At 58.2% G+C, this 24437-nt stretch carries 25 protein-coding genes, 1 pseudogene and 1 riboswitch; of the genes and pseudogenes, 9 read left to right on the top strand and 17 right to left on the bottom strand.

The window, feature by feature from the left end:
• Positions 1 to 50: 50 nt before the first annotated feature.
• Both LOY69_RS10870 and LOY69_RS10865 read right to left on the bottom strand, forming a co-directional pair.
• Positions 51 to 875, bottom strand: a complete 825-nt coding sequence (locus LOY69_RS10870) for a hypothetical protein (RefSeq protein ID WP_102882425.1) — start codon at positions 873 to 875, stop codon at positions 51 to 53.
• A gap of 2 nt (positions 876 to 877) precedes the next feature.
• Complete coding sequence (locus tag LOY69_RS10865; RefSeq protein WP_102882426.1) at positions 878 to 2104, bottom strand: MFS transporter; 1227 nt, start codon at positions 2102 to 2104, stop codon at positions 878 to 880.
• A gap of 95 nt (positions 2105 to 2199) precedes the next feature.
• On the opposite strand from LOY69_RS10865, the gene LOY69_RS10860 reads away from it, so the two are divergent.
• Complete coding sequence (locus LOY69_RS10860) at positions 2200 to 3156, top strand: LysR family transcriptional regulator (RefSeq protein WP_102863606.1); 957 nt, start codon at positions 2200 to 2202, stop codon at positions 3154 to 3156.
• 227 nt (positions 3157 to 3383) lie between these two features.
• Entirely contained in the window at positions 3384 to 4286 is a 903-nt protein-coding gene (locus LOY69_RS10855) for a universal stress protein (RefSeq protein ID WP_110596825.1), read from the top strand.
• Here the strand turns inward: LOY69_RS10855 and LOY69_RS10850 are convergent.
• Both LOY69_RS10850 and crcB read right to left on the bottom strand, forming a co-directional pair.
• Complete coding sequence (locus LOY69_RS10850; protein WP_170002285.1) at positions 4280 to 4426, bottom strand: hypothetical protein; 147 nt, start codon at positions 4424 to 4426, stop codon at positions 4280 to 4282. The genes LOY69_RS10855 and LOY69_RS10850 overlap by 7 nt on opposite strands.
• Before the next feature lie 10 nt (positions 4427 to 4436).
• Positions 4437 to 4791 (bottom strand): annotated as a pseudogene (gene crcB / locus LOY69_RS10845) (fluoride efflux transporter CrcB).
• 142 nt (positions 4792 to 4933) lie between these two features.
• A riboswitch (Fluoride riboswitch) is annotated at positions 4934 to 4995 on the bottom strand.
• A gap of 274 nt (positions 4996 to 5269) precedes the next feature.
• On the opposite strand from crcB, the gene chrA reads away from it, so the two are divergent.
• Entirely contained in the window at positions 5270 to 6475 is a 1206-nt protein-coding gene (gene chrA, locus LOY69_RS10840) for a chromate efflux transporter (protein ID WP_265074519.1), read from the top strand.
• Positions 6476 to 6802: 327 nt separating this feature from the next.
• On the opposite strand, the gene LOY69_RS10835 is transcribed toward chrA, so the two are convergent.
• The 5 genes from LOY69_RS10835 to LOY69_RS10815 form a co-directional block, all read right to left on the bottom strand.
• Entirely contained in the window at positions 6803 to 7579 is a 777-nt protein-coding gene (locus LOY69_RS10835; protein WP_320110048.1) for an NAD-dependent deacylase, read from the bottom strand.
• Positions 7580 to 7803: 224 nt separating this feature from the next.
• Positions 7804 to 8334, bottom strand: a complete 531-nt coding sequence (locus LOY69_RS10830; protein WP_265074885.1) for an aconitase X catalytic domain-containing protein — start codon at positions 8332 to 8334, stop codon at positions 7804 to 7806.
• 219 nt (positions 8335 to 8553) lie between these two features.
• On the bottom strand, positions 8554 to 8757 hold the full coding sequence (locus tag LOY69_RS10825; RefSeq protein ID WP_265074518.1) for an aldehyde dehydrogenase family protein: 204 nt from the start codon (positions 8755 to 8757) through the stop codon (positions 8554 to 8556).
• Positions 8712 to 10019, bottom strand: a complete 1308-nt coding sequence (locus LOY69_RS10820; RefSeq protein ID WP_265074517.1) for an aldehyde dehydrogenase family protein — start codon at positions 10017 to 10019, stop codon at positions 8712 to 8714. Before LOY69_RS10820 ends, LOY69_RS10825 begins: the two co-directional genes overlap by 46 nt.
• 197 nt (positions 10020 to 10216) lie before the next feature.
• Positions 10217 to 11122, bottom strand: a complete 906-nt coding sequence (locus tag LOY69_RS10815) for a LysR family transcriptional regulator (RefSeq protein ID WP_110596821.1) — start codon at positions 11120 to 11122, stop codon at positions 10217 to 10219.
• 257 nt (positions 11123 to 11379) lie between these two features.
• Here LOY69_RS10815 and LOY69_RS10810 point away from each other — a divergent pair, with 257 nt between their 5' ends.
• The gene (locus LOY69_RS10810) at positions 11380 to 12495 is read left to right on the top strand and encodes a branched-chain amino acid ABC transporter substrate-binding protein (RefSeq protein ID WP_265074516.1); all 1116 of its coding nucleotides are present in this window, start codon (positions 11380 to 11382) and stop codon (positions 12493 to 12495) included.
• Positions 12496 to 12651: 156 nt separating this feature from the next.
• On the opposite strand, the gene LOY69_RS10805 is transcribed toward LOY69_RS10810, so the two are convergent.
• Together LOY69_RS10805 and LOY69_RS10800 are read right to left on the bottom strand one after the other, a co-directional pair.
• A complete protein-coding gene (locus LOY69_RS10805) occupies positions 12652 to 12786 on the bottom strand; it encodes a hypothetical protein (protein ID WP_258379457.1) in 135 nt (44 codons plus the stop codon).
• A 104-nt stretch (positions 12787 to 12890) separates the two neighbouring features.
• Positions 12891 to 13919 carry an ABC transporter substrate-binding protein gene (locus LOY69_RS10800; protein WP_265074515.1) on the bottom strand — a complete coding sequence of 343 codons (1029 nt, stop codon included), beginning with the start codon at positions 13917 to 13919 and terminating at the stop codon, positions 12891 to 12893.
• A 221-nt stretch (positions 13920 to 14140) separates the two neighbouring features.
• Between LOY69_RS10800 and LOY69_RS10795 the strand changes: the two genes are divergently transcribed.
• The 5 genes from LOY69_RS10795 (at position 14141) to LOY69_RS10775 (ending at position 18546) form a co-directional block, all read left to right on the top strand.
• Entirely contained in the window at positions 14141 to 15058 is a 918-nt protein-coding gene (locus LOY69_RS10795) for a LysR family transcriptional regulator (RefSeq protein WP_265074514.1), read from the top strand.
• Positions 15059 to 15152: 94 nt separating this feature from the next.
• Entirely contained in the window at positions 15153 to 16307 is a 1155-nt protein-coding gene (locus tag LOY69_RS10790) for an alpha-hydroxy acid oxidase (protein WP_265074513.1), read from the top strand.
• A gap of 598 nt (positions 16308 to 16905) precedes the next feature.
• Entirely contained in the window at positions 16906 to 17184 is a 279-nt protein-coding gene (locus LOY69_RS10785; protein WP_265074512.1) for a hypothetical protein, read from the top strand.
• A 295-nt stretch (positions 17185 to 17479) separates the two neighbouring features.
• Positions 17480 to 17818 (top strand): hypothetical protein, encoded by a 339-nt coding sequence (locus LOY69_RS10780; protein ID WP_265074511.1) that lies wholly within the window; start codon positions 17480 to 17482, stop codon positions 17816 to 17818.
• A 20-nt stretch (positions 17819 to 17838) separates the two neighbouring features.
• Positions 17839 to 18546, top strand: coding sequence for an SOS response-associated peptidase family protein (locus LOY69_RS10775; RefSeq protein WP_265074510.1), 708 nt, complete (start codon positions 17839 to 17841; stop codon positions 18544 to 18546).
• A 143-nt stretch (positions 18547 to 18689) separates the two neighbouring features.
• Here LOY69_RS10775 and LOY69_RS10770 read toward each other — a convergent pair whose 3' ends face one another.
• From LOY69_RS10770 to LOY69_RS10745, 6 genes are all read right to left on the bottom strand, one after another.
• Entirely contained in the window at positions 18690 to 18902 is a 213-nt protein-coding gene (locus tag LOY69_RS10770; protein WP_265074509.1) for a hypothetical protein, read from the bottom strand.
• A gap of 96 nt (positions 18903 to 18998) precedes the next feature.
• Positions 18999 to 19499 (bottom strand): DUF2514 domain-containing protein, encoded by a 501-nt coding sequence (locus tag LOY69_RS10765; protein ID WP_265074508.1) that lies wholly within the window; start codon positions 19497 to 19499, stop codon positions 18999 to 19001.
• Positions 19496 to 20143, bottom strand: a complete 648-nt coding sequence (locus LOY69_RS10760) for a glycoside hydrolase family 19 protein (RefSeq protein WP_265074507.1) — start codon at positions 20141 to 20143, stop codon at positions 19496 to 19498. Before LOY69_RS10760 ends, LOY69_RS10765 begins: the two co-directional genes overlap by 4 nt.
• A gap of 58 nt (positions 20144 to 20201) precedes the next feature.
• Entirely contained in the window at positions 20202 to 21026 is an 825-nt protein-coding gene (locus tag LOY69_RS10755) for a hypothetical protein (protein WP_265074506.1), read from the bottom strand.
• Positions 21026 to 21316, bottom strand: coding sequence for a hypothetical protein (locus LOY69_RS10750; protein ID WP_102882440.1), 291 nt, complete (start codon positions 21314 to 21316; stop codon positions 21026 to 21028). The genes LOY69_RS10755 and LOY69_RS10750 overlap by 1 nt, the downstream gene beginning before the upstream one ends.
• Complete coding sequence (locus tag LOY69_RS10745) at positions 21313 to 24405, bottom strand: host specificity protein J (protein WP_265074505.1); 3093 nt, start codon at positions 24403 to 24405, stop codon at positions 21313 to 21315. The genes LOY69_RS10750 and LOY69_RS10745 overlap by 4 nt, the downstream gene beginning before the upstream one ends.
• Positions 24406 to 24437 lie beyond the last annotated feature (32 nt).

The following is a 24437-nucleotide window of genomic DNA, read 5'->3' as shown; positions in this document are numbered from 1 at the left end:
CAAGCCTGGGCCAGCCACAAGCCCCGTTGCCAGGGCCGGGCCGCACGCCATCAGCGCAACAGTTGGGTGCAGTCGCGCATCACCCGGGCCTTGCGCTGCAGGTATTCGCAGAAGATTTCCCGCGCCACGTTGGGGTCGACACGCACCTGCATGGCATCGACGAATTCCTCGACCGCCGCCACCGCATGGGCGAAGTGGTTGCTCTCGGTGCCGCCGGTGTGCACCGTGACCCAGGCCACGGTGGTCCGGGCCTTTTCCGCCGGCACGCCCATGTCGCGCACGAACCATTGCTTGTACAGCGGGTGGATGAACTCCACTTCACCGTGGGTATAGACCTCGTGGATCAGGGTGGTCAGCAGGCCCTGGAGCAGATCGCGATCGCGCAGACGGCGGAAGTCGGTCCAGTCCTTGAAGCCTTGCGCCGAGGGCAGGCAGTTTTCCTTGAGCAGCCACTGATCGTCGCCGCAAATGGGCGTTGCCATGTTGTAGAACAGGTCTGAATGCAGGGTGTTGCCCAGAGCGCCCAGGTCTTCATCGGTAATGCGCTGCAGGCTGCCGCAGGCACGATAGAGGCCGTCGGCGGCTGCCGAGCCCTGACCCGAGCGGGCCAGCAAGGTGATGCGGTTGGCCAGGCCGGACACGCTGGTGGCGGAATTGTTGGTCTTCGACCAGCTGGCAAAGAACTTGCGCAGCACGGCAGGCGCGTGGCGGCGCGAGGTGAGCTTCTCGAAGGCATTCTCGATGTCCACCAGGGCGTTCTCTTCGCTCCAGAACGCCTCGAACAGCGCATGCTTCAAGACACTGGCCGGCATGTCGTTCAACACAGGTTCGACGATCTTCAACAACTGGCTCTGCCGGGTCAGTACGTTATTCATGGTCACCTCACGTATTCCTTGTTGGATGATGCATCTAGGGGGTTCACCGGCCTGGGATCGGCGACCGGTGCTTCGGGTTCGAGGGGCTTCCAGCCGCCCCAGGCAATCAGCAGCGACAGCAGTTGGAAGACCACGATCAGCGCCACACAGCCCTGCCAGCCCCAATGGCTCCAGAGCAGTGCCGGGACCACAGCGCCGAAACTGCCTCCCAGGTAATAGAACGTCAGGTACAACCCCACCGCACCGGCCTTGTTGTGGCGGGCGGTGGCGGTGGTAAAGGAGTTGGCGGCGGCCTGGGCCATAAACACCCCGGTGGAACTCAAGGCCAGGCCCAGCACGATCAGCCACAGCGAAGGCAACAGGGTCAGGGCCGAGCCGCCGACCCCGAGCAGGGCCGCGACCTTGAGCAACTCGGCCTGGGGCCGGGATTTGCTCAGGCGGCCGGCGATGGGAATCACCACCAGTGCCAGCAGGAATACGCTGTAGATGGCGCCCAGGGCCGCGGCGCCCAGGTCGAAGGGCGGCAGGCTGAGGTAGAGCCCGGCGTAAGTGAAGGTGGCCACCTGGGAGAACAGCACGCAGAAGCCCACGCCATAGGCCGCCAGCAAGGGCCGGCTGCACAGCTCGCGCAGATCCCGCATGCGGTTCTGTGCACGGCGGCTGACCACAGGCGCATTGGCCGGCAGCAGGAAATGGATGGCCACGCCGATCAGCAGACTCAGGCCGGCCAACAGCGCGAAGGCCTCGCGCCAGCCGACGTACTCGGTCATGAAGCCGGTGACGAAACGTCCGGCGAAACCGCCCAGCACGGTGCCGGCCACGTAGAGACTGGTGACTTCGGTGACGGTGCCGCCGCTCCAGCGATCGCCGATGTAGGCCACGCTGGTGGCGAACACCACCGGGATCAGCATGCCTTCGATAAAACGCCAGAACAGCAACTGGGCAAAGCTGCCGGCACAGGCCGCCAGCAGCGCCGGCAGCGCCAAAAGCAGGGACGCCAGGACCATCACCGAGCGCTGCTGGAAACGGCCGGTGAAACGGCTGACAAAAGGTGCGGTGATGGCCACCGCCAGGGTGGTCACGGTGATGCTCCAGCCCGCGTCCCTGATACTCACCTGAAAGCTCTGGGCGAACTCCTGAAGAATGCCCTGGGTTGCATACAGGTTGAGAAAGGCCGCACAACCGCACAAAAACAGGGCGATGCGAGCACAATGCTGGCGCGGATTCATGAAACCTCTCGTTTTATGACGAAAGGCCTTTATAAAATACCCCGCGACCCCAAGACCAATACCGATTTACGACCGATCAATACCCAGGGAACAGGATGCTCGATCTACGCAAGTTGCGTTACTTTCTGACCGTCGCCGAGGAGCTGCACTTTGGCCGTGCCGCCCTGCGTCTGCACCTCGCGCAACCGCCGCTGACCCGGCAGATTTCGGCACTGGAAGCCGAACTGGGGTTTCGCCTGTTCGACCGCACCAGTCGCACCGTCTCCCTCACCGCCCAGGGCCGGCACTTTTTGCCTTACGCCCGAGCCGTGCTGGAACAGGTGGACCTGACCCAGGTCATGGCCAGCAAGCTGGCCAAGGGCAGCGCCGGGCAACTGGCCCTGGGCTACGCCAGCTCGATCGCCCTGTCGGACCTGTTCAGCCAGGCGATCCAGGCCTTCGCCCAGCGCTACCCGGACGTACAGCTGACCCTAGTCGAGGGCGCGTCGGTCAGCCAGTGGTCACAGATCGTCGACGGGCGAATCGATATCGGCATGAGCCGGATGCAGCCACCCAGCGAGCAGAGCGAAATCCAGGCCCTGTCCCTGGGGGACGAACCCCTGGTGGCGGCCATCTCCAGCGACAGCCCCCTGGCCGCCCAGGATCAGGTGACCCTGGCCGAGCTCAGCGAACACCCGTTGATCCTGTTTCCGGCGGACTACGGCTCGGGGCTCAACGAGGCGATCGAACAACTCTACCGACGCAACGGCCTGCCCCTGCGACCGGGCCCCAGCGGCCGGCAGATCACCTCGATCATCGCCCTGGTCGCCGCCGGCCGGGGCATTGCCCTGGTGCCCCGCTGCACCCAGACCCTGGCCAAAAAAGGCGTGACCTACCGACCGCTGACGGACCCCGGCGCCACGGCGCAACTGCTGGTACTGACCCGCAAGCAGGGGCGCAGCCAACTGGTGGACGCCTTCATGGGGGTGCTCGACGAATTGCTCCAGGCGCAACCGCAATCTGTGGGCGCTAGCGGCATGCCACCCGGGCCTCTGCCCCACCTCCAGCGATGAGCAGATCGTTGCCATTGACGTCGCTGCCCACGAACTCTCTGCTGTAGGCATGCACCTGCAAAGGTCTGCTAGACACTTCGACAGTCTTGGCAACTGGTCAGCCGCTGATGCAGGCGTATATTGATAGTGTCGATCCAAGTAGTTGAGGCGATAAAAGGTCGCCAATGGTGGGACAAGCGAGAGTGCTGGGGGCGCTAGCGGATAACCCGAAACGCTGGAGGTGTCACATGAGGCAATATCAACGACTCTTTCTGATCGCAGGTCCCACCATGCGTCACTCGCCGGCGATGGAGCGAGCAATCGCCCTGGCCGACGCTACGGGCGCCGCGCTGCATATCGCAGTGTTCATCGAAGACTTCGACCTTATGCGGTTAATGAGCAACAGCGAACAACTTCGTGAGAGTTGCCGGCAGGAGAACCTGCAGTGGTTGACGGATGAGGCCGAACTCATGCGCAGGCAGGGCATCAACGTGACCACCGAAGTTGCAGTGACCCGTGACCCGCTGCAAGCAATCCTTGAGCATGTGGCTGAAATGCAGCCGGACCTGATTATCAAGGACGTACATCATGAATCAGCGCTCAAACGCGTATTCGTCACACCTTTGGATTGGCAGTTGTTGCGTCAATGTCCGACCCCCTTACATCTGGTCAGCGAAGTCAGGTGTCCGCTTCCTCGGATGATTGTGGCGGCGGTTGATCCATCGCATCCAGAGGGTCAGATCAGCGGAATCAACGACAGCATCATTCAGGCGGCGAACCAACTGGCGACGCAATGTGAGGCTGAATTGCACATGCTGTATGCCTATGAACTGACACACACACACTTCTCTGATGCGGGTGCCGGCGCCGTGACGATGCCAGGCTTCAGCGACGACGTGCGCCGGTCACTTGAAAAGTGCTTCATTGCCTTGGCGGAACGCCATGGCGTGCCACCTGAGCGGCGACATTTCATTGCAGGGCCGCCAACCAAAGCGATGGCCGAATTTGCCACTCATACTCGAGCAGATGTCTTCGTAATGGGAAATACCCATCACAAAGGGGTGGACAAGCTTATTGGCAGTACTACGGAGCATGTTCTGCATCAGGTGCCGTGCAGCGTTCTGGCCATCACGGGAGAAGCGGATCAATGAACGAAAAAACCGCCACTATCGCAGCCGGCTGTTAGTGCTGATGTGGTTTTGACCCAAGTTGCGGACTTGCGCTGCCCCTTGGGTGGTCTGTGATAACGACGCTTCTGTTGGGTAAAGAAAATCACCAGAAAACCTTCCATTTTCACTTCCTCAGCGCGTACCGGTCATTTGGTAGGACAGAAGTCCTGCGGCGTGCAATGAAACCGAGCCGAGTGAACACAGCCATTTGCCCTCCTGAATCAGGGCAGCTGTCTCGGTGGAAAATGTGGAAAAGGTGGTCAGGCCGCCACAGAAGCCCGTGATGATCAGCGGGCGCCATTCAGGGCTTAGGGGGATGTGGCCAAAACGCGATGGCCAGGCCAATGATGCCGCCACCGACCATGTTCACGACCACAGTGCCTGGCGGAATCGAGGGAAACAGGGCGTTTAACTTCATGCCCAAAAGCCAACGCCACCAAGCACCCACTGATGCGCCTAGAGCAATGACTAGAAGTGATTTCAGCATGGTTGCGTGTCTCCTCTGGGCTGAAGTGGCCGAGGAGATGCGAATAACCGCGCACTAAGACAGGGAGCTGATATGAGGTTTTGAGTCACCATCCTGCCCTAAATTGGCGGACAGGGAGGCACACCTACGCACCCTGTCCAGGGTTCACGTAGGCATCATCAGCACAAAGGCGGTTGAAGGAGGAATACCCTCTTCTGTTTTCATGCCATGGCAGCCACTGTAAGACTTTCAAGGTACAACGAGTTCGTATGAACTGGCTTAATGAGTTTTGACACCTCAATCGAACGCTATGGTGGCGCTCAGATTCGAGGTGTATCTCTACCGCCCCCTGGTCTACGCGGCGCAAATCGCAAGGAAAAACCACGACATGAAGATTCACGACCTTTTTTCCGCCCCCAGCTTTCGTAGACGCAGACCCGTTTGCAGCCCTCTTTTCCTCATCGTCATCAATGTCTAATTAAATGCAGAAAACGTGTGCATGAACATAAACAGCAAAGGTGACCGTCGACCGTTCTTTATATTCCTCATCTTTTTGCGCTTGGGACTGACCTCATTTGGCGGCCCCATCGCACACTTGGGGTATTTCCGCGATGAGTTCGTCACGCGCCGGCAATGGCTGACTGAGCGTAGCTATGCTGACCTGGTCGCACTTTGCCAGTTCTTGCCAGGCCCCGCGAGTAGTCAGGTTGGTATGGCGCTGGGACTCTCCCGTTCGGGCTACTCTGGGGCGCTGGCCGCCTGGGCAGGTTTCACGCTGCCCTCGGCCATCCTTCTGATCCTGTTTGCGTTAGGTATTTCCAACCATGGCGATATCATCGCGCCTGGCGTACTGCACGGCCTGAAAGTCGTGGCCGTTGCGGTGGTCGCTCAAGCCGTATGGGGAATGGCACGGAATCTATGCCCAGATGCGTTGCGTATCACGATCATGGCGATTACGACGTGTGTGGTGCTGTTGGTTCCGTCTGCATGGGGGCAGATCGGCTCAATTGTTGTCGCGGCTTTTGCCGGCGTGCTTTTATTCAAACCAGCTCGCGCCGCCGAACATGATCCACTGCCTATAAAGGTCGGTTACCGAGCAGGTTTGTTCTGGTTATCACTGTTCTTCGCTTTGCTGGTCGGCTTACCGATAATGAGCCAGATGCTACTCAATCAGACGCTCTCCATGGTAGATGCATTTTATCGCTCCGGGTCTCTGGTGTTTGGTGGTGGTCATGTGGTGTTGCCATTGTTGCAGGCCGAAGTAGTGCCTTCAGGCTGGGTCAGCAATGAAACCTTTCTTGCCGGGTATGGTGCAACGCAGGCTGTTCCTGGGCCGCTTTTGACCTTCTCGGCATTTCTAGGTGCTTCGATGAGCGTCGAACCCTCTGGCTGGGTCGGCGGGTTCATTTGTTTGCTAGCCATTTTTCTGCCGTCGTTTCTATTGATCGTTGGTACGTTACCGTTTTGGGAACAACTGCGGCGCAGCGTACATATCCAAGCAGCGTTGCTTGGGATCAATGCGGCGGTGGTTGGTTTGCTTCTAGCGGCGCTTTATCAGCCTGTATGGACGAGCGCGATTCTTAAGCCACAGGACTTCGGTTTGGCATTGGTGTGCCTGGTCGCGCTGATGTTTTGGAAGCAACCGCCCTGGTTGGTGGTGATCGGTGGTGGTGTAGCCGGATGGGTGCTGAGTGCCATGCTTTGACAGTCTTTCAAACTCCGTAGGGCTTTCTCGTCCAGTTGGAATGCCCTTCTATAGCGTCCTTGCCATGGTCGGAGAGTTGGCCAAGTCGGTAATCGAGAAGCAGCGCGGAAAGCATCCGCTCTACGCGTTCCCGCTTGGCAAGCCTGATGGCGAGGGGAATGAAACGACGTTCCACCACATGAATGACTCAGCCTGGAAGAAGGCCAGGGTCACTTGGAAAGTCACGATGGCAGAAACAACTGCGGTGAAGGGCTATAAATCCGCGCGGAGCGGCTCAGTTTGGAAAGCCTCATGCTCGTCTCGTGCCTGGTTTCCTAGATAGATCCATCAAGCTGTGACGTTGTCGCCTCCCCCGACCGCCAGGAGCAGCTCGGGCAATACCACACCAGCACTTCCTTTCAGCATTATCTCGTCCGCGCCAACCCATCCAACCTCCTCAAGGTTGACATGGATCACCGCAGCCCCGGCTGCGAGCGCCATTTCCGGAATGCCAGCTGCCGGCATGACTACGCCGGAAGTCCCCACTGAAATCAGCACATCACAATCTCTCACGAGCCGTACTGCGGACCGCCAGGCGTCCTCGGGCATCTTCTCCTTGAACCAGACCACCCCTGGCCGAAGCCTTTCGTTGCAATGCTCACACCGAGGAGGCTCGATCCACTGTCCTTCCTCAGAAACCCTCAGCTGGTCAGGTGTTAATTCGCCTGGCCGGTGACACGCAAAGCATTTCGCGTCCATCAAGCTGCCATGAACATGAACCACGTCCAATGAACCTGCCCGCTCATGCAGGTCATCGATATTTTGGGTAATGACGGACACCTCCCAGCCGGCATCTTGAAACCGGGGAATGCACAGGTGGGCCACGTTTGGCTTTGCCCCGCTGACCTGGTGCCGCCGCCACAAGTACCAGCCCCATACGAGAGCCGGGTTCTCGCGAAAGGCGTCCGCTGTTTCCAGGCGTTGAGGGTCGTGCTTCGCCCATAACCCAGTTAGTTTGTCGCGAAACGTCGGTATTCCACTCTCAGCCGAGATACCAGCGCCCGAGAAAAAAACGATTGTCTTGGACCTACGTAAAACATCAGCAGCTCTTTGCATTTGGCTCACGAAACACCCCTCGGCTCTGCAGCGACGAATACTGTCGAGTAAACACGGGAAAGACCTATGACCCTAGTTTAGGCACTCGCGGCTGAGCGGAAAATGAAACGCATTGACCCAGGCGAATACGATCATCCTGGCGCAGCACAACCCTCTGGGTCGCTGCGACCCTGCGATCGGGCCTGCGTGACGATGGCCGCATCCCAACGAATACGGCCACGGACTGCATCAACTTACGGACGAATCCAGGCGGGAGCTGCAGCCGGCGCCAGACCGGTACGTGCGGTTTCGGCACAGGTCGCCAGCCCCGCATAGTGAATGCCCAAGCCGGAAATACCGGGACCGTAATGCGCGTACTTGCCGGAGTTGGTCATCAGGGAGCGGGCATTGGGCTTGAGCAGCGGTTTTTCGATCATGCACCAGCAAGTGTCGGTCATGAACTCCACGCCGAAGGCTGCCAGGACATCGATCGCACCGGCCGCCTCGGCCTGCTCGAACACCGTCCTGCCGCAGGTAACCATGATCGAGACCTGCGGGTGCTTGCGCTGACCGGCGCACAGTTGTGCCAGGCGCTTGAACTCGTCGAGGGAAAAATGCGGGTTGCCCAGGGAGATGATGTCCACCTGTCGATCATCGGCCGAGTTCAGTGCCTGCCAACTGCGGTACAGGTCGTCACGGCTGACCCTGACGGTTTCCAGGGGGTGGGCAAGAACCTGTAGCGTCGCCAGGGACAGCGCTTCCGGGGTGCCCCCGAAGCAGCGGATACAGCGACTCGTCGAAATCCGCCAGCTGCGGCACCTCGATCACCACCGCCGCCTGGCGATTCTTGTCGATATGGCAGCCGCGTGGGACCTGGCCGCGTGCCGGATTGCACGCAAAGCCTTGAACCGTTGAGCCCCCCCATAAACCTCTGACGTGACCCGACAGCTTGCGTTGTCGGGTCCAGCAGCCTGAGTTGCGTGATAGCCAACACGCTGACGGGGTCAGCACTGCCACTCTCGAGCAGGATGGTTGATGAACACGGTCTTTGATCGGCGAAAGGCGTTGAGCCCGCACAGACCTACGTCGCTTCCGAGCCCCGACAACGTCCATCCATCAACCGTCAACGCCTCGTTGTAAATCAAAGGGTTGTTGACCCAGATCAGACCTGCCTCAAGCCGATCTGCGGCCGTGATTGCTTCGGCCAAATCGCCGGAAAACAATACAGCCCCTGCTTGCAGGGTGAACTATTAGCCAGCTCCAGGGCTTCATCAAAGTGCGGCACACGGCGAACGGCGGCTACTGGGCCAAAACATTCCTCATGGTAAATATCCATGTCATCGCTGAGCTCGGTAAGAAGGGTTGGTTCATAAAACCAGCCAATAGGGTGATCGGCGGGTATCTGTCCACCACAGACTCGTGTCGCCCCTTTGGCCAATGCATCCTCCACAAGGCCCATCACTTTTTTTCGTGCTTCCTCGCTTACCAACGGTCCAATCTCCGAGTAACCACGGCTGTAACCAGTACGCAGCGCACGAACACCTTCTGCAAACCTCTCGACAAATGGGTCGTGTACTTCATCCACGACAAAGAATCGTTTTGCCGAGGTACAGGTCTGTCCACCCAGACGAAACGCGGCAGTGACCGCACAGGCTGCTGCAACATCCAGCAATGCGTGTCGCGAAACGATCACCGGAGCACTGCATCCGATCTCGATCACACAAGGTTTCATCAGCTCCGCACAAGTCACGGCTACGGCGCTAGCTGCTGCGGCACCGCCACTAAAGGCGACAACGTGAGTAGCAGCAGACTGCACCAGCAATTGTGCCGTTAAGCCATCCCCAGGAAGACAGGAAACCAAACCCGAAGGCAATCCTCTGAAGTACTCCATGAACTTCAAAGTACAGAGTGCAGCGGTCTCTGCAGGTTTCACTATGCAGCTGTTACCTGCGGCCAATGACGCCGCTACGGTTCGGCACATCAATAGCAGCGGCTGACTGACTCCGAGAATATGCACACTGATTCCATAAGGCTCATAGTGCCTGTGTTGCAGCGTCAGAGACCGCAAACTACTGAGGACGTCATTGGACTCTTCACTGGCCAGTTCGGCGTAGTGTCGAAAAACCCGTGCACAACCGGCCAGCTCAGCCATAGCGTCAGAAAATGACCTTCCCGTCTCCGCCCCCATCAGGCAAGCAACCTCAAGGCCATGCTCAACTGACTGCTCGATGGTCTCGGCGACTTCATGCAGTAACCGGCCACGCGCCCTGCCGTCGAATGCTCGCCACTCGATGCGTGCAGCGTCGGCGACGGCGATAGCTGCGTCGACGTCGGCTTTATCACATAACGGGATGACTCCAATGCGCTCCAGCGTCGCCGGATCGAAAACTTCCCGTGTTCGACGACTAGCAGAAGGCAAATACCCAGGATTGACGAAATACAGAACCGCGTCAGCGTGAGCAGTGTTCATCGAAGCATCCTTGTTCAAGTCATTAAGGGTATCCGTCAACATCAAGAAAAGCGGACCACCCAGACATGTTCTCCATAGGGACCCACCGGCCACAGCCGGACCAGTCACTAAGGACGGACGCTACCAAGCTCCAGCTGACAATTCGATTTCACAGAGCTTACCTTCAGGTAACCAGATAATTGACCGTGGCTAGAACGCTAGGGGGCAATGCTTTCCAAGGCTTGCAGGTAGTGATCCAACAGCAGGTTTCCTGCTTGGTCGGGGCGAGTGATCACCGAAAGCTGAGTACAGTATCGGTAGTGCTCCGGACACAAAGCACGCATGCGTTCAGCATCGACCCAACGCTGAGCGTAATGGCTGGGCAGATAGCCAATGTATTCACCACTCAGAATCAAGAACGCCACCCCCTCGCGATCGCTGGACGTCGCCATTACCTTCAGCTTCTTGGAGTACTTGATGACCTCCGGTTCCTGGGATTGAGCGATGGTGACCGCGTCACAAAGGGGTAAGCGTTCGAGGATCGAGCTTTCATCCTCAACCCCGAACAGAGGGTGTTCATGGCTGCAATAAAGCTGCGACTCCTCGGCATACAAGGGTCGATAGTCCAAGCCATTCACTCTGTGAGTAGTGGGTATCGCGCCAATGTGGAAATGACCATCGAATACGCCGCGGGCCACGCTGCTTGGCGTCGTCATATGCACATTGACCTGAATATCGGGCCCTTTGGCCCTGAGAATCTTGAGTGCCTCAGTCATTCGCATGTGAGGCGATGTCACCAGATTGTCAGTAATTCCAATGTTGAGCTCCCCCCGCAGTTGAGTGGTGGCGGAATTCACCTGGGTGCGAAAATTGCCTATGGCCGCGAACAACTGGAGTGACGCGTCGTAGATGCTCTGCCCGGCAACCGTCAAAGCGAAACCACTGCGCCCACGTTTGCAAAGACAAACACCCAGACGGCTTTCCAGATTGGCCATGCTCAAACTGATAGCCGCACGACTGATATTCAGCTCTATCTCGGCAGCGGAAAATCCGCCGCACTCAACCACCGCGCGAAACACCCGCAGCAACCGAATATCGATGTCACTTACCTGACCCACTCTCATAAGAGACCTCCGCAGCCAAGCCACAAGGTTCAGAACATCCAGCGAGCCGGCACTATAGAGGTGCCACCGCCCTTGTCGCCATGCTTCAGCAGACAGATCAGAAACGGCTTAGATAGGTAAGCCTCTGGTTACCTGAAGGTAAGACAAGAGCCATTCTTTAATTCCTTCGAGTTACGTAGCTTGGTCCTCCTGATCCGGCCGATAAATGTCGGCTTGGATTGCGTATTGAGTTCATACATCAAGCAAGGAGCATGACGATGAAATCGATGGCAGGAGCAACGGCTCTGGTATTGATGCTCAGTTCATCACTGGCGGCTTATGCCGATCAGGAGATCCGCATAGGTGTAGCCGGCCCCTTCACCGGCAGCTACTCCAGGCTGGGCGCGCAGGTCTGGAACGGCACCAACGCAGCGGCCAAACAGATAAACGCCGCGGGCGGCATTAACGGCAAATTGATTGTCCTGGTCAAAGGAGACGATGCCTGCGAACCCAAGCAAGCGGTGGCGGTAGCCAACCGGATGATCGATACCGACCATGTACAGGCCGTCATCGGCCACGTCTGTTCCTCCTCCACCCTCCCCGCCTCGGAGATCTACTCGGACGCCAACATCCTGATGATGACTCCTGCGTCTACTGCCAACACCATCACTGAACGTGGCCTGGACACCGTGACCCGAATGGTCGGACGCGACAGCCAGCAAGGTGAGGTTGCTGCCAATTATCTACATGAACAACTCCAGGCCAAACGCATCGCCATCGTGCATGACAAGGACTCCTACGGCATGGGAGTAGCCCTGGCCGTACAACAGCGCCTGGGGGAAATGGGGATCAAACCTGTCCTGTTCGAAGGCCTCACACGCGGCGAGAAGGATTTCAATGCCCTGGCCACCAAGATCAAGGGCTTGCAAGTGGACGCGGTCTTTTATGGTGGTGTCGCCGTGGAGGCTGGCACCCTGGTCCGACAGATACGCGAGTCGGGGGTCGACGCTCCCTTTGTGGCTGGCGATGGCATCGCCTCCGATGACTTTCCGGTTGCGGCCGGTGGTGGGCAGTTCATCAAGGGGGTCTTGATGGTCTTCGGCCAAGACGCACGACAAAATAGTGAAAGCCAGATGGCAGTAGCCGCGTTGCGCAAGGAGGGATTCGAACCTCTGGGATACACGCTGTATGCCTACGCGGCGCTTGAAGCCATTGCTCAGACCATGCAAGCCACCCAATCCCATGACGGCGCGGTACTGGGACAGTGGCTAAGGGACAACAGTGTAAAAACCGTTGCTGGCAATAAGCGCTGGGACGCCAAGGGAGACCTGGCGACGCCTGACTTCGTGATGTATCGCTGGGATGATCAGGGCGAATACAGCGCCTTGCGCTGATTTTTTTGTGGGGCGCCAAGATCAGGCGCCCCACAATGAGGCAAGGACATTGCCCTGACGCAGGATACTGCGCAAACGATATCCATCAGACGGTTTCCCGGTCGCTGATCCTCAGCTCAGGCGCCAACGTGGACAAGCTGCTTGAGCCCTCCAGACTCAGAGCAGCGTATCGCCTAACTTGATACCGAAGCCCTCGTTATACAGCGATGGATTTGGCTCGTTGGTGAACGACATGTTGGGCTTGAACACATGCTCGCCCATGGCGTTTTGAATCGGAAAAGCTGTGAGCATGGAAATCCCCTCTGGAACTCAGCTCTCGGGCATGAGCTGTCCGCACCGTTTACTGTTCTGTGTGCGTATCCTCTGCCCGACACTTCAGTGCCGGGCAGTCTGCTTTACCGCGCAGCCCAAGCGTTAAAGCGCTCTTCAAGCTCTGTTCCGTGATCAATCCAGAAGACGCTATCAACCTTCAGGGCCTGAGTCATGTTCTGCTCAGAGGTCGGAAAACTATTGCGCGTTTCGGGAGCGATCAGTTCCATGGTCTGCTTATGAGTGGGACCGTTGAACATCTTTTCGGCGAATATCTTTTGCTGCTGCGGCAAGCTCGCGAAGGCTATGAATTTCAGCGCTGCTTCCTGGTTCCGGCTGCCTTTGACTATGGCCCAGCTATCCATGTCATAGAGACTGCCATTCCACACTAACGGGAAGTCGTATCCCTCCTTTTGGGCACTGATTGCCCGGGTGATGTACACAGACGTCATGCTGACATCTCCAGCCGCCAGCCATTGCATCGGCTGAGCGCCTGACTCCCACCACTGTATCTGTGTTTTGATCTGGTCCAGTTTACGAAAGGCCCGGTCTACGCCACCGGGTTGTCGCAGCACCTGATAAACCTGATCACGTGGTACGCCGTCGGCCATCAGGGCGATTTCCAGAGTCAGCTTCGCGCCTTTGCGCAGAGCCCGCTTGCCAGGAAAGCTCTCCAGATCCCAGAGGTCCGCCCATTCTTTTGGGGCTTTCGACACCGCTTTAGGGTCATAAACCAGAGCCGTAGACCAGATAAAAATACCGACCCCACATTCGCTTACCCCGTCTTCGACGAAGTCCTCCTTGCGCACTCCGGGAATCGCCGGCAAGCGCTCGAACAGCCCCTCCTCACATCCTCGTTGCAACTCGGCATGGTCGACTTCAACCACATCCCAGGTAACGCTTCGGGTATCCACCTGAGCTTTGATCATGCCGATTTCGCCGTTGTATTGCGCTGCTCGCACGACCACAGAATGCTGCTTCTCAAAAGGCGTGTAGAACGCCTCCTGCTGAGATTTTTTGTTTATTCCACCCACGGAGACGACCGTCAGTACCTCGGCTTGGGCGCAAGTACCTAGGGCGACCAGGGTCAGGCTGGCTATCGCAGTTTTAAACATGGCAGATCATCCTTTTTCTGGTTTAAAAAACCTCGAAGAGGATGCTAACCAAGGTGACAAGCTGCTATCGGGAATAAAAGGCTCAAGCGGCGGGAATCTTTTTCCTCCGCCGCTGTGCGGATAGAACGACTCAACTCACTCAGGGGCCGTAAGATCGAAACCCGAATAGACCTTAAACAAAAACCATCGTTCGAGCTCTGGTCGTTAGGAGGCCGTGAAGAATGAAGAGCTGCAACGACTATCGACTCCCCTCTCTCGATGCACTGCTGGCCTTTCAGACTGCCGCGCAGTTGAAGAGTTTTGAGCGTGCAGCCGAAGCCCTGTCGCTGACCGCAAGCGCACTACGAAAACGTATAGCGGGCCTTGAGCAACTGCTTGGCTTGGTGTTGTTTGATCGTCAAGGCGGAACCCTCACGCTGACGGCGCAGGGGCAAATGTACCTGGAACAACTCACCCCCGTACTGACTCAACTGATCGCCATACCGGTGCATCAACGCCCGGCACAACGCAGGCAGCGCCTGACACTCAGTTGTCCACCCACGTTTGCCCGTCAGATCCTCATCCCCCGCCTTGCAGAACATAGCCAACATTACCCGGACATCGATCTGGAAATTCAACTAAGCGCTCCCATGTCTGGTACAGAAGCACCGCTGCGAGACATCCAGGTATCTGGAGACAGCGCCACCGTGGAGCCTCAACACAGGCTACTCGACGAGCTCTTGCAGCCCTTGGCTGCACCAGAACTGCTAAGCCGTTACCCAGACATACAGCTACCGCAGGAGTTCGCCTGCTTGCCGCTGATGCGCTCACCGCTAGAGCCCTGGCAACCCTGGTTTCAACAAGCGCACCTGGCCTTGAGCGAGCCAGGCCAGGGACCGTCCTTACTGGATCTGGGGATGATGCTAGAGGCTGCGGCCAACGCTCAGGGGGTCGTCCTCGCGCGCCCCTCGCTGGCTCGTGATTGGCTGGAAAGTGGGCGACTGGTCGCGGTCGGCAATGTTCGTAGTGTTCCTTCCTACCACTACCAACTGCACATGCATCAGCGATCAGAGGCCGCACAAGCCTTCAGTCACTGGTTGACACAGATATGCCATGAGGCCGTGGAGCACGGGCAGCGTTACTTGAGTGATCCGCACTAAGGAAAAACCGGCTCGCGAGATGCGAAATTTTTTCCCTGCTGATGATGCATCAGGCGGTTAGGCTGACTCTGAACATCACTCGGGAGCAGTCCAATTGCCTATCGTTACTTGCATCGAAGACCTGCGCAAAATGGCGCAGCAGCGCGTACCACGCATGTTCTATGACTACGTCGATGGAGGCTCTTGGACCGAAAGTACCTACCACGCTAACCAGGACGATTTTGCAAAGTTCAAACTGCGCCAGCGCGTTGCAAGAAATCTCGAAAATCGATCGCTTAAAGCTAATCGACTGGGCATTGATATGGCTATGCCGCTGGCCATAGCACCTACCGGATTGGCTGGGATGATCCATGCGGATGGTGAAATCCTTGCGGCGCGTGCTGCGACTGCGGCCGGTATTCGCTACACACTCTCAACGGTCAGCATTTGCTCACTGGAAGACGTCGCCGACGCAATCGCGGCACCTTTCTGGTTTCAACTCTATGTGATGCGCGATCGTGAGTTTGTGGGCCGCCTGATTGACCGGGCTAAAGCCGCAGGCTGCGATGCCCTGGTGTTAACTCTGGACCTGCAATTGAGCGGTCAACGGCATAAAGACCTGAAAAACGGACTGAGTACCCCGCCACGCCTCACTCCCGCCAGCCTCTTGAACATCCTGACTAAACCACGCTGGATCAAAGGCATGCTGAGCACTCGCCGTCACTACTTCGGTAACATCATGGGACACGTTGCCGGCGTGGATGACTTGCGTCAGTTGGCCGATTGGACCTACGAGCAGTTCGACCCAACGCTGTGCTGGGACGACATCAAGTGGATCAAGGATCGCTGGGGCGGAACACTGATTCTGAAAGGCATTCTCGATGTTGAGGACGCACACCTGGCCGTTGCCAGTGGCGCAGATGCACTGATAGTTAGCAACCACGGCGGGCGTCAACTCGATGGCGCTCCTTCCAGCATCAACATGCTGCCGGCCATCGCTCAAGCAGTCGGCGGGCAGATTAACGTCTGGTTCGACAGTGGCATTCGTAGTGGCCAGGACGTGATCAAGTCACTGGCTCTGGGGGCTCAAGGCGTCATGCTCGGACGTGCCCATCTTTATGGACTGGGAGCAATGGGCGAAGCAGGAGTGACCAAGGCATTGGAGATCATTGCAAAAGAAATGGACCTGACCCTGGCACTTTGCGGATACACCGATGTACAGCAAATTGATCACAACATCTTGTTACCAGGAAGTTATCCGAAGCCCTGACAAATCTGAAAGCCATCGCACTCGGGCTAAGGCATAGAAGCGTCTACAAAACTCGGGGCGATTCAATCCTCGAGCAAAGGGCTATCACGATAAACAACGATCTTCCAATCCTTGAGGCCGTTTTTCCCAGTGAGTCGGCCCTCAACTTTCTCGGTTGCTGGAGCAGCCACCAGAAGTAAGAGCAGGAAATACAGCAAGCCGCCCCGCCTAATTAGAGAGCTGTATACCAGCAACTCGAAGAAAAACTATATGGGAGGAAATGTAGGAGTATTCTCCAGACATGAAAAAGCCCAACCTGTGAAGATTGGGCTAAGTCATTGAAAAATATGGTCGGGACGGAGTGATTCGAACACTCGACCCCTAGCACCCCATGCTTGGGCCTATAGCTTCATAAATCATTGTTTTAAAAAGAAAATATACTTGCCCCGCACAGACAAAACACCATCATTTTTGTGCTTATGCAAACGGAAATACGCGGCCTCTAGGGGAGGTTTTGCGCGCGATATGAAAACTTTGAACCATCTCGTTCTTGCCATTGAGTTCCCCTGCAGGCACCTTTGCGCTGCCGACCATTTCGGAACGGATCAAGGGGGATGCAATGGATATCGAGCAACTGAAGAACTCACTCAAACCTTGGCTTGCACCGGAAACCTGGCACACGGGCCACGATCTGGATGAGCAGCGCTTTCATAAGGCACTCAAGTCCGCATTCGACAAATTGGGAACCCCGATTGCCTTCGACAATTTCCGAGAGGCAATTGTCCTGGGCTTGTCTGAATACCGGGAAAACGATGCCAAGACATTTGAGAATGATGTGGACAGCTTTGCTCAGCTCGCTGAAGACATTTCGTACTATCTGAAGAACACTGCGCAGTAGTCTGCACCAACGGCGGGCGCTTAGGCGCCCGCCATGTCAAGGTGACCACAAAGCAAACACAAGCTCATAACTTAAAAGGAAAAAATATCAATTTGAGCCAATCAAAAAACAAACAATACACCCCCATAAGAATCAACAACTTAGCGTTGGATATTCCGACAGTATCCCCCTCCTTCCCGGCGTTCTGCCACCAGAAATCACTCCCCCAAAAAGATACAGTTCGTCGGCACGAGTCGCCCCCCACCAAAACCTCGATTACTGTATGTGTATACAGCACTGGATTCGAGGTAGTACCGTGCACACCGAAGACACCGACACAGCCGACGACTGGCTGGACATCCCCACGCCCCTGGAAACCTGCAAGCAGCACATCCTGCTGCTGGAAAATGAAGTTGCAGAGCTGAACCTGCAGCTGCGCGCAGCCCGGGAAAACATCTATAAGCTGATCAACATGCAGGCGCAGACCGAGAGGGACCGCGACGAGGCCCTGGCCCGCCTGCGTGAAAAGGCCGGAGAAGCTGCATTGTTGCGAAAGCAAGTCAGCGACCTTGAGCTGAGTGTTCGGAGCAAGGACCGGGCGAACGAGGATCTGCGCCGACAGATACCCGCCGGCGCACGTGGAAAGCTACGCTGAGAGCAACCGAGGACACAGCCATGTGCGGAAGACTCTCGCAATACCGCGGCATCCACGACTTCGTCGCAGCCCTGAGCATGCCCGGGGCCCTGATAAATAACGTCGGTGATCAGACCCTGGGACGCTACAACGCGGCGCCGACGATGCAGCTCGCCCTCTTCCACGTCGCCGACGACACGTTACACGCTGACGCCGTGCGCTGGGGTTGGCGGCCACATTGGGCCGCCGACCGCGCCGCGCCGATCAATGCACGCGTCGAGAAAGTCGCCCACGGGCCGTTCTTCCGCCAGATCTGGCCACACCGGGCCATATGCCCAATAGACAACTGGTTTGAATGGGTGGACGAAGGCGGCCCGAAGAAGCAGCCCTACCTGATCCGGCACCGCGACGGCTCTCCCATCCTCTGCGCATCTATCGGACAGCTTCCAGCCCCGGACCAGGGCGAGCACGACGGCTTTGTGATCATCACCGCCGACAGCGCCGGCGGCATGGTCGACATTCACGACCGTCGGCCGGTGATCCTGGCGCCGGACCTGGCCCGGGAATGGCTCGACCCGGCAACGCCCAAAGAGCGCGCCGAACAGATGGCCCTACACCAGGGAGAGGCCGCCGAGGCCTTCGAGTGGTTCAAAGTTAGCGCCGCCGTCGGCAATGTCAGGAATCAAGGCGCGGAACTGATCGAGCCCACGATCAAACCCGCCGGTGGCGATGCGGTGAACAACGGCTGACTGCTGACAGGTAAAAACCGCCATAGTCAAACACTGCTCATACCCGATCCACTTCCGGCTTGCCCTAAAATGAGATTGTTCTACAATTCTCTGGCCGGGCCAAAGTCCCCCCTACCGGCTTTAGCCCGCTTCGGCGGGCTCTTTCATTTCCCTGCCTGCTCCTGCTCAATTGCGGCAACCAACCAATCTCCGGCCTGCTGAATCTGAGCATGCCACTCCCTGCGGTCAACGAGCCCGAGGCGCAACATTTCGTTAGCGGCGCAAATCAAATCACAGTAGCGCTCATCGAGACACATCTCGGGGCTGATCTGCTCAACAAGCAGATTTTGCCAATCCGACAAAGTCATATTCTTCATGAGCTCTACCTCATCGAATGCTGATCACAGCTTTTAGTTATAGCAATTTTTCCCTCGCACGATGATCTCGCCTTAACCAATTTTAAAGGCATCAACTCACCTCGTTAACCCCTCATAAGCCTGCTCACAAGTCACTCCCCTGCTCCGGTTTTGATCAGCATCTGCTGCCAGCTGGCCCGCTCGGTCGTCAGCGCGCTTGAACAGCTCGGCAAGCACCAAGGCTGTGCGGGTTGCTGCCTGGCTTGCGGCGGCAGTGCAGGAATTGCTGCTGGCCGTACGCTTGAGGCGCTCGGTGAGATCGTCGACTGTCCGCTGCAGGCTCCCAGCAGCAGCGCGAGCGGTAACAGCATCAGCGACTGCACTATCGATTTTCCGTTGTCCATCCTGTACCGCCTTGTTGATTGAGTTCTGCCGATCCTGTTCTTTGTCGCGCTCTGCGCGCTCATCGATGGCCCAAGCCTGCTTATCGCCGGCGTCACGCGCATTCCAGCGCGCCTGCCACTCTGCGCTCTCGATCGACCGTCCGTGCTGATAGATCCCCCAGTAAGAGGCAAGTACCAGTACCAGCAGGCTGCCACGTAACAGCCAGGCGCTCACGCCAGCACCTTCAAAGCCAGGTCGTAGAGTGCTTTCCGTTCCACGGCACCATTTGGCACCCGGCCAGGCTGTCCGGTGTTGATGACACTGCCGATGTCCTGGTTGCGGCCGGCGTCGGCCATTTCGTTCAGGCCATGAGCGGCCCACCACCAGGCGGCGGACTGAGCGGCTTGCTCTGGCTGCTCCAGAAGCTCGGGCTGCGTCTCCAGGGGCAGCCCCAGGCCGTCGGCGGCGGCGCGGTAGTTCGAGCGGCCAGTGAGCTGGATCAGGCCGCGACCACGGAAGCGCCAGCCGTCACCGGAGGACTCCGGACCATTGCCCATGCGACCGCCATAGACCGCATTGGCAAACTTCTCGGGCTTGCCGCCCAGCTCGTCCGCTCGCGACACCAGGGATCGCCAACGGCTGCCGGCGGCGGAAGCCTGGCCGATCTGTCGAATTCGGTCGGCGCGATAGTTCAAGTTCTCCACCAGGCAGCGCAACTGGCCAGACTCATGGCCGACCTGGGCCAGGAAGGCAGCTTGGCGCACGCGGCTGTCGATCTTCCAGCGGGCCATGGCGCGGTTGAGCGCAGGAACAAAAACGCCCGCGACTGGGCGGGCGTTCGGGAGAATCTGCAGCAAATGCTGCTCGGTGATCGGCATTGTATTTTCTCCAGGCAATAAAAAGCCCGCACTTGGCGGGCACATTCGAACGTTGCAGCTATAACTGCGGATTGAACGGGTACGGGTATTCAGCAGTGTCTATGTACGAGCAAGAAGGCATGCGATCTGAAAGCAACGACATGAACCCTTGGGGGGTCGTGCTGTGAACGCCGTCATATGTGGTCTCCGGCGAGTTCCACATGCAGTGCACAATTGACCCTTGCTGTCCGTAGCAGCCCTCGTGAACGGCGCCCCTGAAGACAGTGCTGCTGCCGAGCTGGCTGACAAAGCCGCAGCCGCGGTCCCATGGAATATGCGCGGCATATGTCCTGCTTGGATTGAGGTTAACCGTGTAATACCCCCACAGCACGCCACCAAGCGTCGATCCTGTTGGCTGCGGTATGAGCACCCCAACAGCCCCGCCAGCAAACGGCGTTTGCATTCCGTTGGGAAATGTCACAGGGCCCGGCGGAGTCGACGTTCCAATGATGTTTAGTGGCCGTTGCAGACTGTTGAACGTGAACCCTCCGTCATCCTTTCGCGTCTTGAGCGCCGGCCCAGTAAAGATTGGCCGCATGATGTCAAAGCAGTAAACCTTGATGCCGTCGACCTGGCCGGCAAAGTAGAACACGGTCTTGTTGCCCTCCTTTGACTGAAACGGCTTGTTGCTTGCGCCAGTGACGAATACAAGCGGGCTGACCGCGCCTTCAACTTCGAACTTGTAGATGTTGTCGTAGTAAACGCTACCCCCTCCACCTGATTGAAACCTTTGCCACCTACCGTGATAAGTGACGGGCCCGCTCTTTATCAAGCCGTAGATCGACTTCGAGGTGTCATAGAGAACATTGCCGCTCTCGTCGCGAACTATGAGTGCGGTATTCATCAGTAGTACCCGTAGAAAATTTCGCAGTTCATCGCGAACCCGCCTGGTATCACGTATGCCCACTCGATCCGGCTTTGCGTGATCGTTACGCCGGGTTTCTTGCCCGCAGTCCGCTGAGAGTCTTCCAACGGCTGAACCACGTAGAAGTACGACCTGCCGGCCGGGAGCGAAATGGGGATCGACCCATTGCTGCGATTGGTGATGACCGAGCCAGCCCCCTGGCTCAGCTTCTTGGTCATGTTGGTTGTGATGTTGTTGTTTGCGTCGCGCGTAATCAGACCGACCGTCATGTCGCATCCACGCTCAAGTCGATGGCTTTAACGCCATTCGGATGGAACACATACAGCCCTTTGTTGTTGATCATGAGCCTTGCGCCTCCAGGGGTATTTCCCATCATCTGGAACGTTCCATCGGGTCGAAATGCCCAGCCTGAGACATCAGCGACATAGTTCTCAGATTGCAAGTTACTGCCGATCTTGAGCATGTCGATTGAGCCGTTCTTGATGAACGCGGTGTCGATGTAGGCAGCATTGTTTTGAACAACGAACGGGTAATAAATCTCCGCAGCGTTCGGGTCGACAATTGCAAATCGGCTTGCGGCGATCAGCACCTGGCTGGTGATGATCCCTTCGTTGTTCTCCACGCCAACACCAATGCCGGCTAGGTATGGCTTGTTGTCGACCGTGAGCTGGGTCTTGATCGAGTACATGGCCGCGAGCTCGCTTTTCAGGGTCTCGATCTCAACCTGCGCACCGCCACCCGAGTCGATCTTTTCAAGCAGGTGCTGGCTCAACTGCGTCTCGGTGATCTGATCGTTCAGGTACTCGAGGATCACACCTGCATCGGCGGAGGACTGACCCATCACAGGCCCGTAGAACGCCCCCACATTGCCGATACGGTCCACCAGACGGGCCCAGAAGAAGAACCGCACGCCGGCGGCCAGGCCCATGATCGTCAGATCGGTTTGCGGATAGGCGTAGTCGCCGAACTTGGTCGCCGTCGCCACCTGGCTTGTTTCGCTGTACCAGATCTCGGTTCGCTGCAGGTCCGCGGTGGTGACTCCGGCCGGAATGCCCCAGGCCAACTTGATGCCGAACACAATCGACTCTGCGGTGAAGGACGACGGCACCGGCGGCGGCGTGGTCTTGCCGTTCAGCACGGTCTCGACAGAGGTCGCGAACACCGACCCGATGTCCAGCGAGTTGATGGCCCGCACCTTGGCAACATACCGGCCCGCGTAGATCCCGCTCACATCGATGGACGTGGTCCCCGTGCGGCCGGCAAAGATCCAGTCACCGTCGTTCTTGCGCCAGTAGACCTCGTAGGCGATCGCAGCCTCGGGCTTCTCCCACTCAATCGTCATGACACTGACCGCGCTGCCCTGGTCGACGAAGTGGTCATTGCTCACCGTCACGTTCGACGGGGGACGCTGGACGCTCGGCGGGATCACGGTCACCGGCGGCCGCTCGATGCGCGTGCCGTTGTCGATTGCGCCGTATTTACTGGCGTTGTGGCGTACCGCGCTGATCGTGAACTTGATCTCCGAGTCTGAGAAGTCTTCAGCAACTGACATCACGCGAAACAGCTGGGTGGCCAGGGTCGTCGAGTCAATTGCCCACATCGAGTGCTGAGGCGGCAGATCATCCAGGTTCTGTGCCAGCACTACCTGCTGGACGTCGGACGGAAAGCCGGTGGTGTCGAACGTAATCCGGCCGTTGTCCCAGGTGATCCCATTCTGGTCCCAGGTCAGGGGATATCCGACCGACTTGATCTTGCGTGATACCGCCGTGCCGGTAGGCATGATCACGGTGATCGTATCGCCTGGGTACGCCTTGACGTCTGCATCGAGCATCAGAGTGTCGAGCGTGGACGAGCGCAGGCGCCCACCAATGCGCCGCCCTGCACGATCGTTGTCCGCGATGCGGATGATCTGCCCGGGGCGCGCCAGGGTGCCATCCAGGCCTACAGAGAACCCCACACTTTCGGTTTCCAGGCGGTTGGTGAGCAGCGCCCACTTGCCGATGCGCTGCGCCTGGGCCTGGGAGGTACAGCCGGTGGCTGTGATCTCGGTCTGCTGGATGCCGTAGCGGGTGATCCCGGCCTGGTCGTCGACGTACTCGACTTTCTGCCGGTAGAAGTCGGCCGGGTCGTTCCAGCTCACCAGGGCCACGGTGTAACGGGTCTTCTTGGCCGAGCCGAAGTAACCGAACTTGCCGTCGATCACGTTGGCGTTCGAGTAGGTGTACACCGGGTCTTCCGGGATATCGGCAATGGCCATCACCGAGCCGGCAGCCCAGTACGACATGCCTCGAAAGGTCGTGGCCAGGTCCTGCAGCACGTCCAGGGCGTTGGAGCGAGTCTGCAGGAACAGATTGCAGGTGAACCGCGGCTCCATGCCGCCCTTCCCGTCCGGCACCGGTTGATCGCAATACTGACCAATGCGGTACAGCTCCCAGCGGTCGACCTGGCCCTCATTCAACAGATGGCCCAGGCCGTAACGGAAGTGCAGCAGCAGGTCGTAGAAGATCCAGGCCGGGTTGTCGGTCCAAGCCGTCTTGAACGAGCCATCCCAGACGCCGGAGTACAACCGACTTTCCGGGTCGTAGTTGCTCGGCACCCGAATGATGCGGCCGCGTAGGTCGAAGGACCGGGTCGGGATCGACTGGAACTGCGAGGCGTCGAACTGCAGGCCGACGACAGCGGAACCCGGATAGCGCAGCTTGGCGTCGATGATTTCGGTAATGGCGTCGATGTTGGTGGTGTCGGCGATCACGCTGCTGGTGCTGTTCGGCGTCAGGCGGGTGACGCGAATCTGCCAGTTGCTGCTCGCCGGCGGCAGGTCAACCCGGTGGGAGCGCTCGTACTTCGTCGAGGTCTTACCGCTGAACGCCGAGGCGAGCACCTGCACATAGGGCCCGCCGTCGGTGGAAACCTCGATCTTGTACTGCACGGTGTAGCCGTTGGTGTCGCCGTTGCTGGTGTTGGTCTGCGCCAGGCGCGGGGTGGACAAGCGCACGCGCACGGCCGACAGCTGCATGTTCTGCACAGCGCGAACCCAGGGCTGGCCATACTTCAGCTCAACACCCACGGCGATCTCGCTCTCGACCGCCGGAAAGCCCGGGATATGCAGCTGATCCTGGCTGCCGGTGCGGGCGTCCAGAGTGACACCACTGAAGTTACGAGTGCCGTCGGCATTGGCCAGCGGGGTTTCGTCCAGGTAGACCGAACGCTCACCGGCGACTAGGCCCTGGATCTCGCCCTCGCTGACAAGGTCGAGGATGCGGGCATAGGCGGTGCTTTGCAGGCTGTCGGGAGCCTCGACAGACGGCCGCGGCTTCGACTCGCCGCCCTTGGCGCCGGTGATGATCTGGTTGTTCATGGCTTTCCTTCAGGCGAAAAAAAGCCCGCTCA

It is taken from the genome of Pseudomonas sp. B21-059, assembly GCF_026016285.1.
GTDB lineage: Bacteria > Pseudomonadota > Gammaproteobacteria > Pseudomonadales > Pseudomonadaceae > Aquipseudomonas > Aquipseudomonas danubii.
The sequence above is the reverse complement of the archived record's forward strand: the minus strand, read 5'-3'. Positions and strand labels throughout refer to the sequence as shown.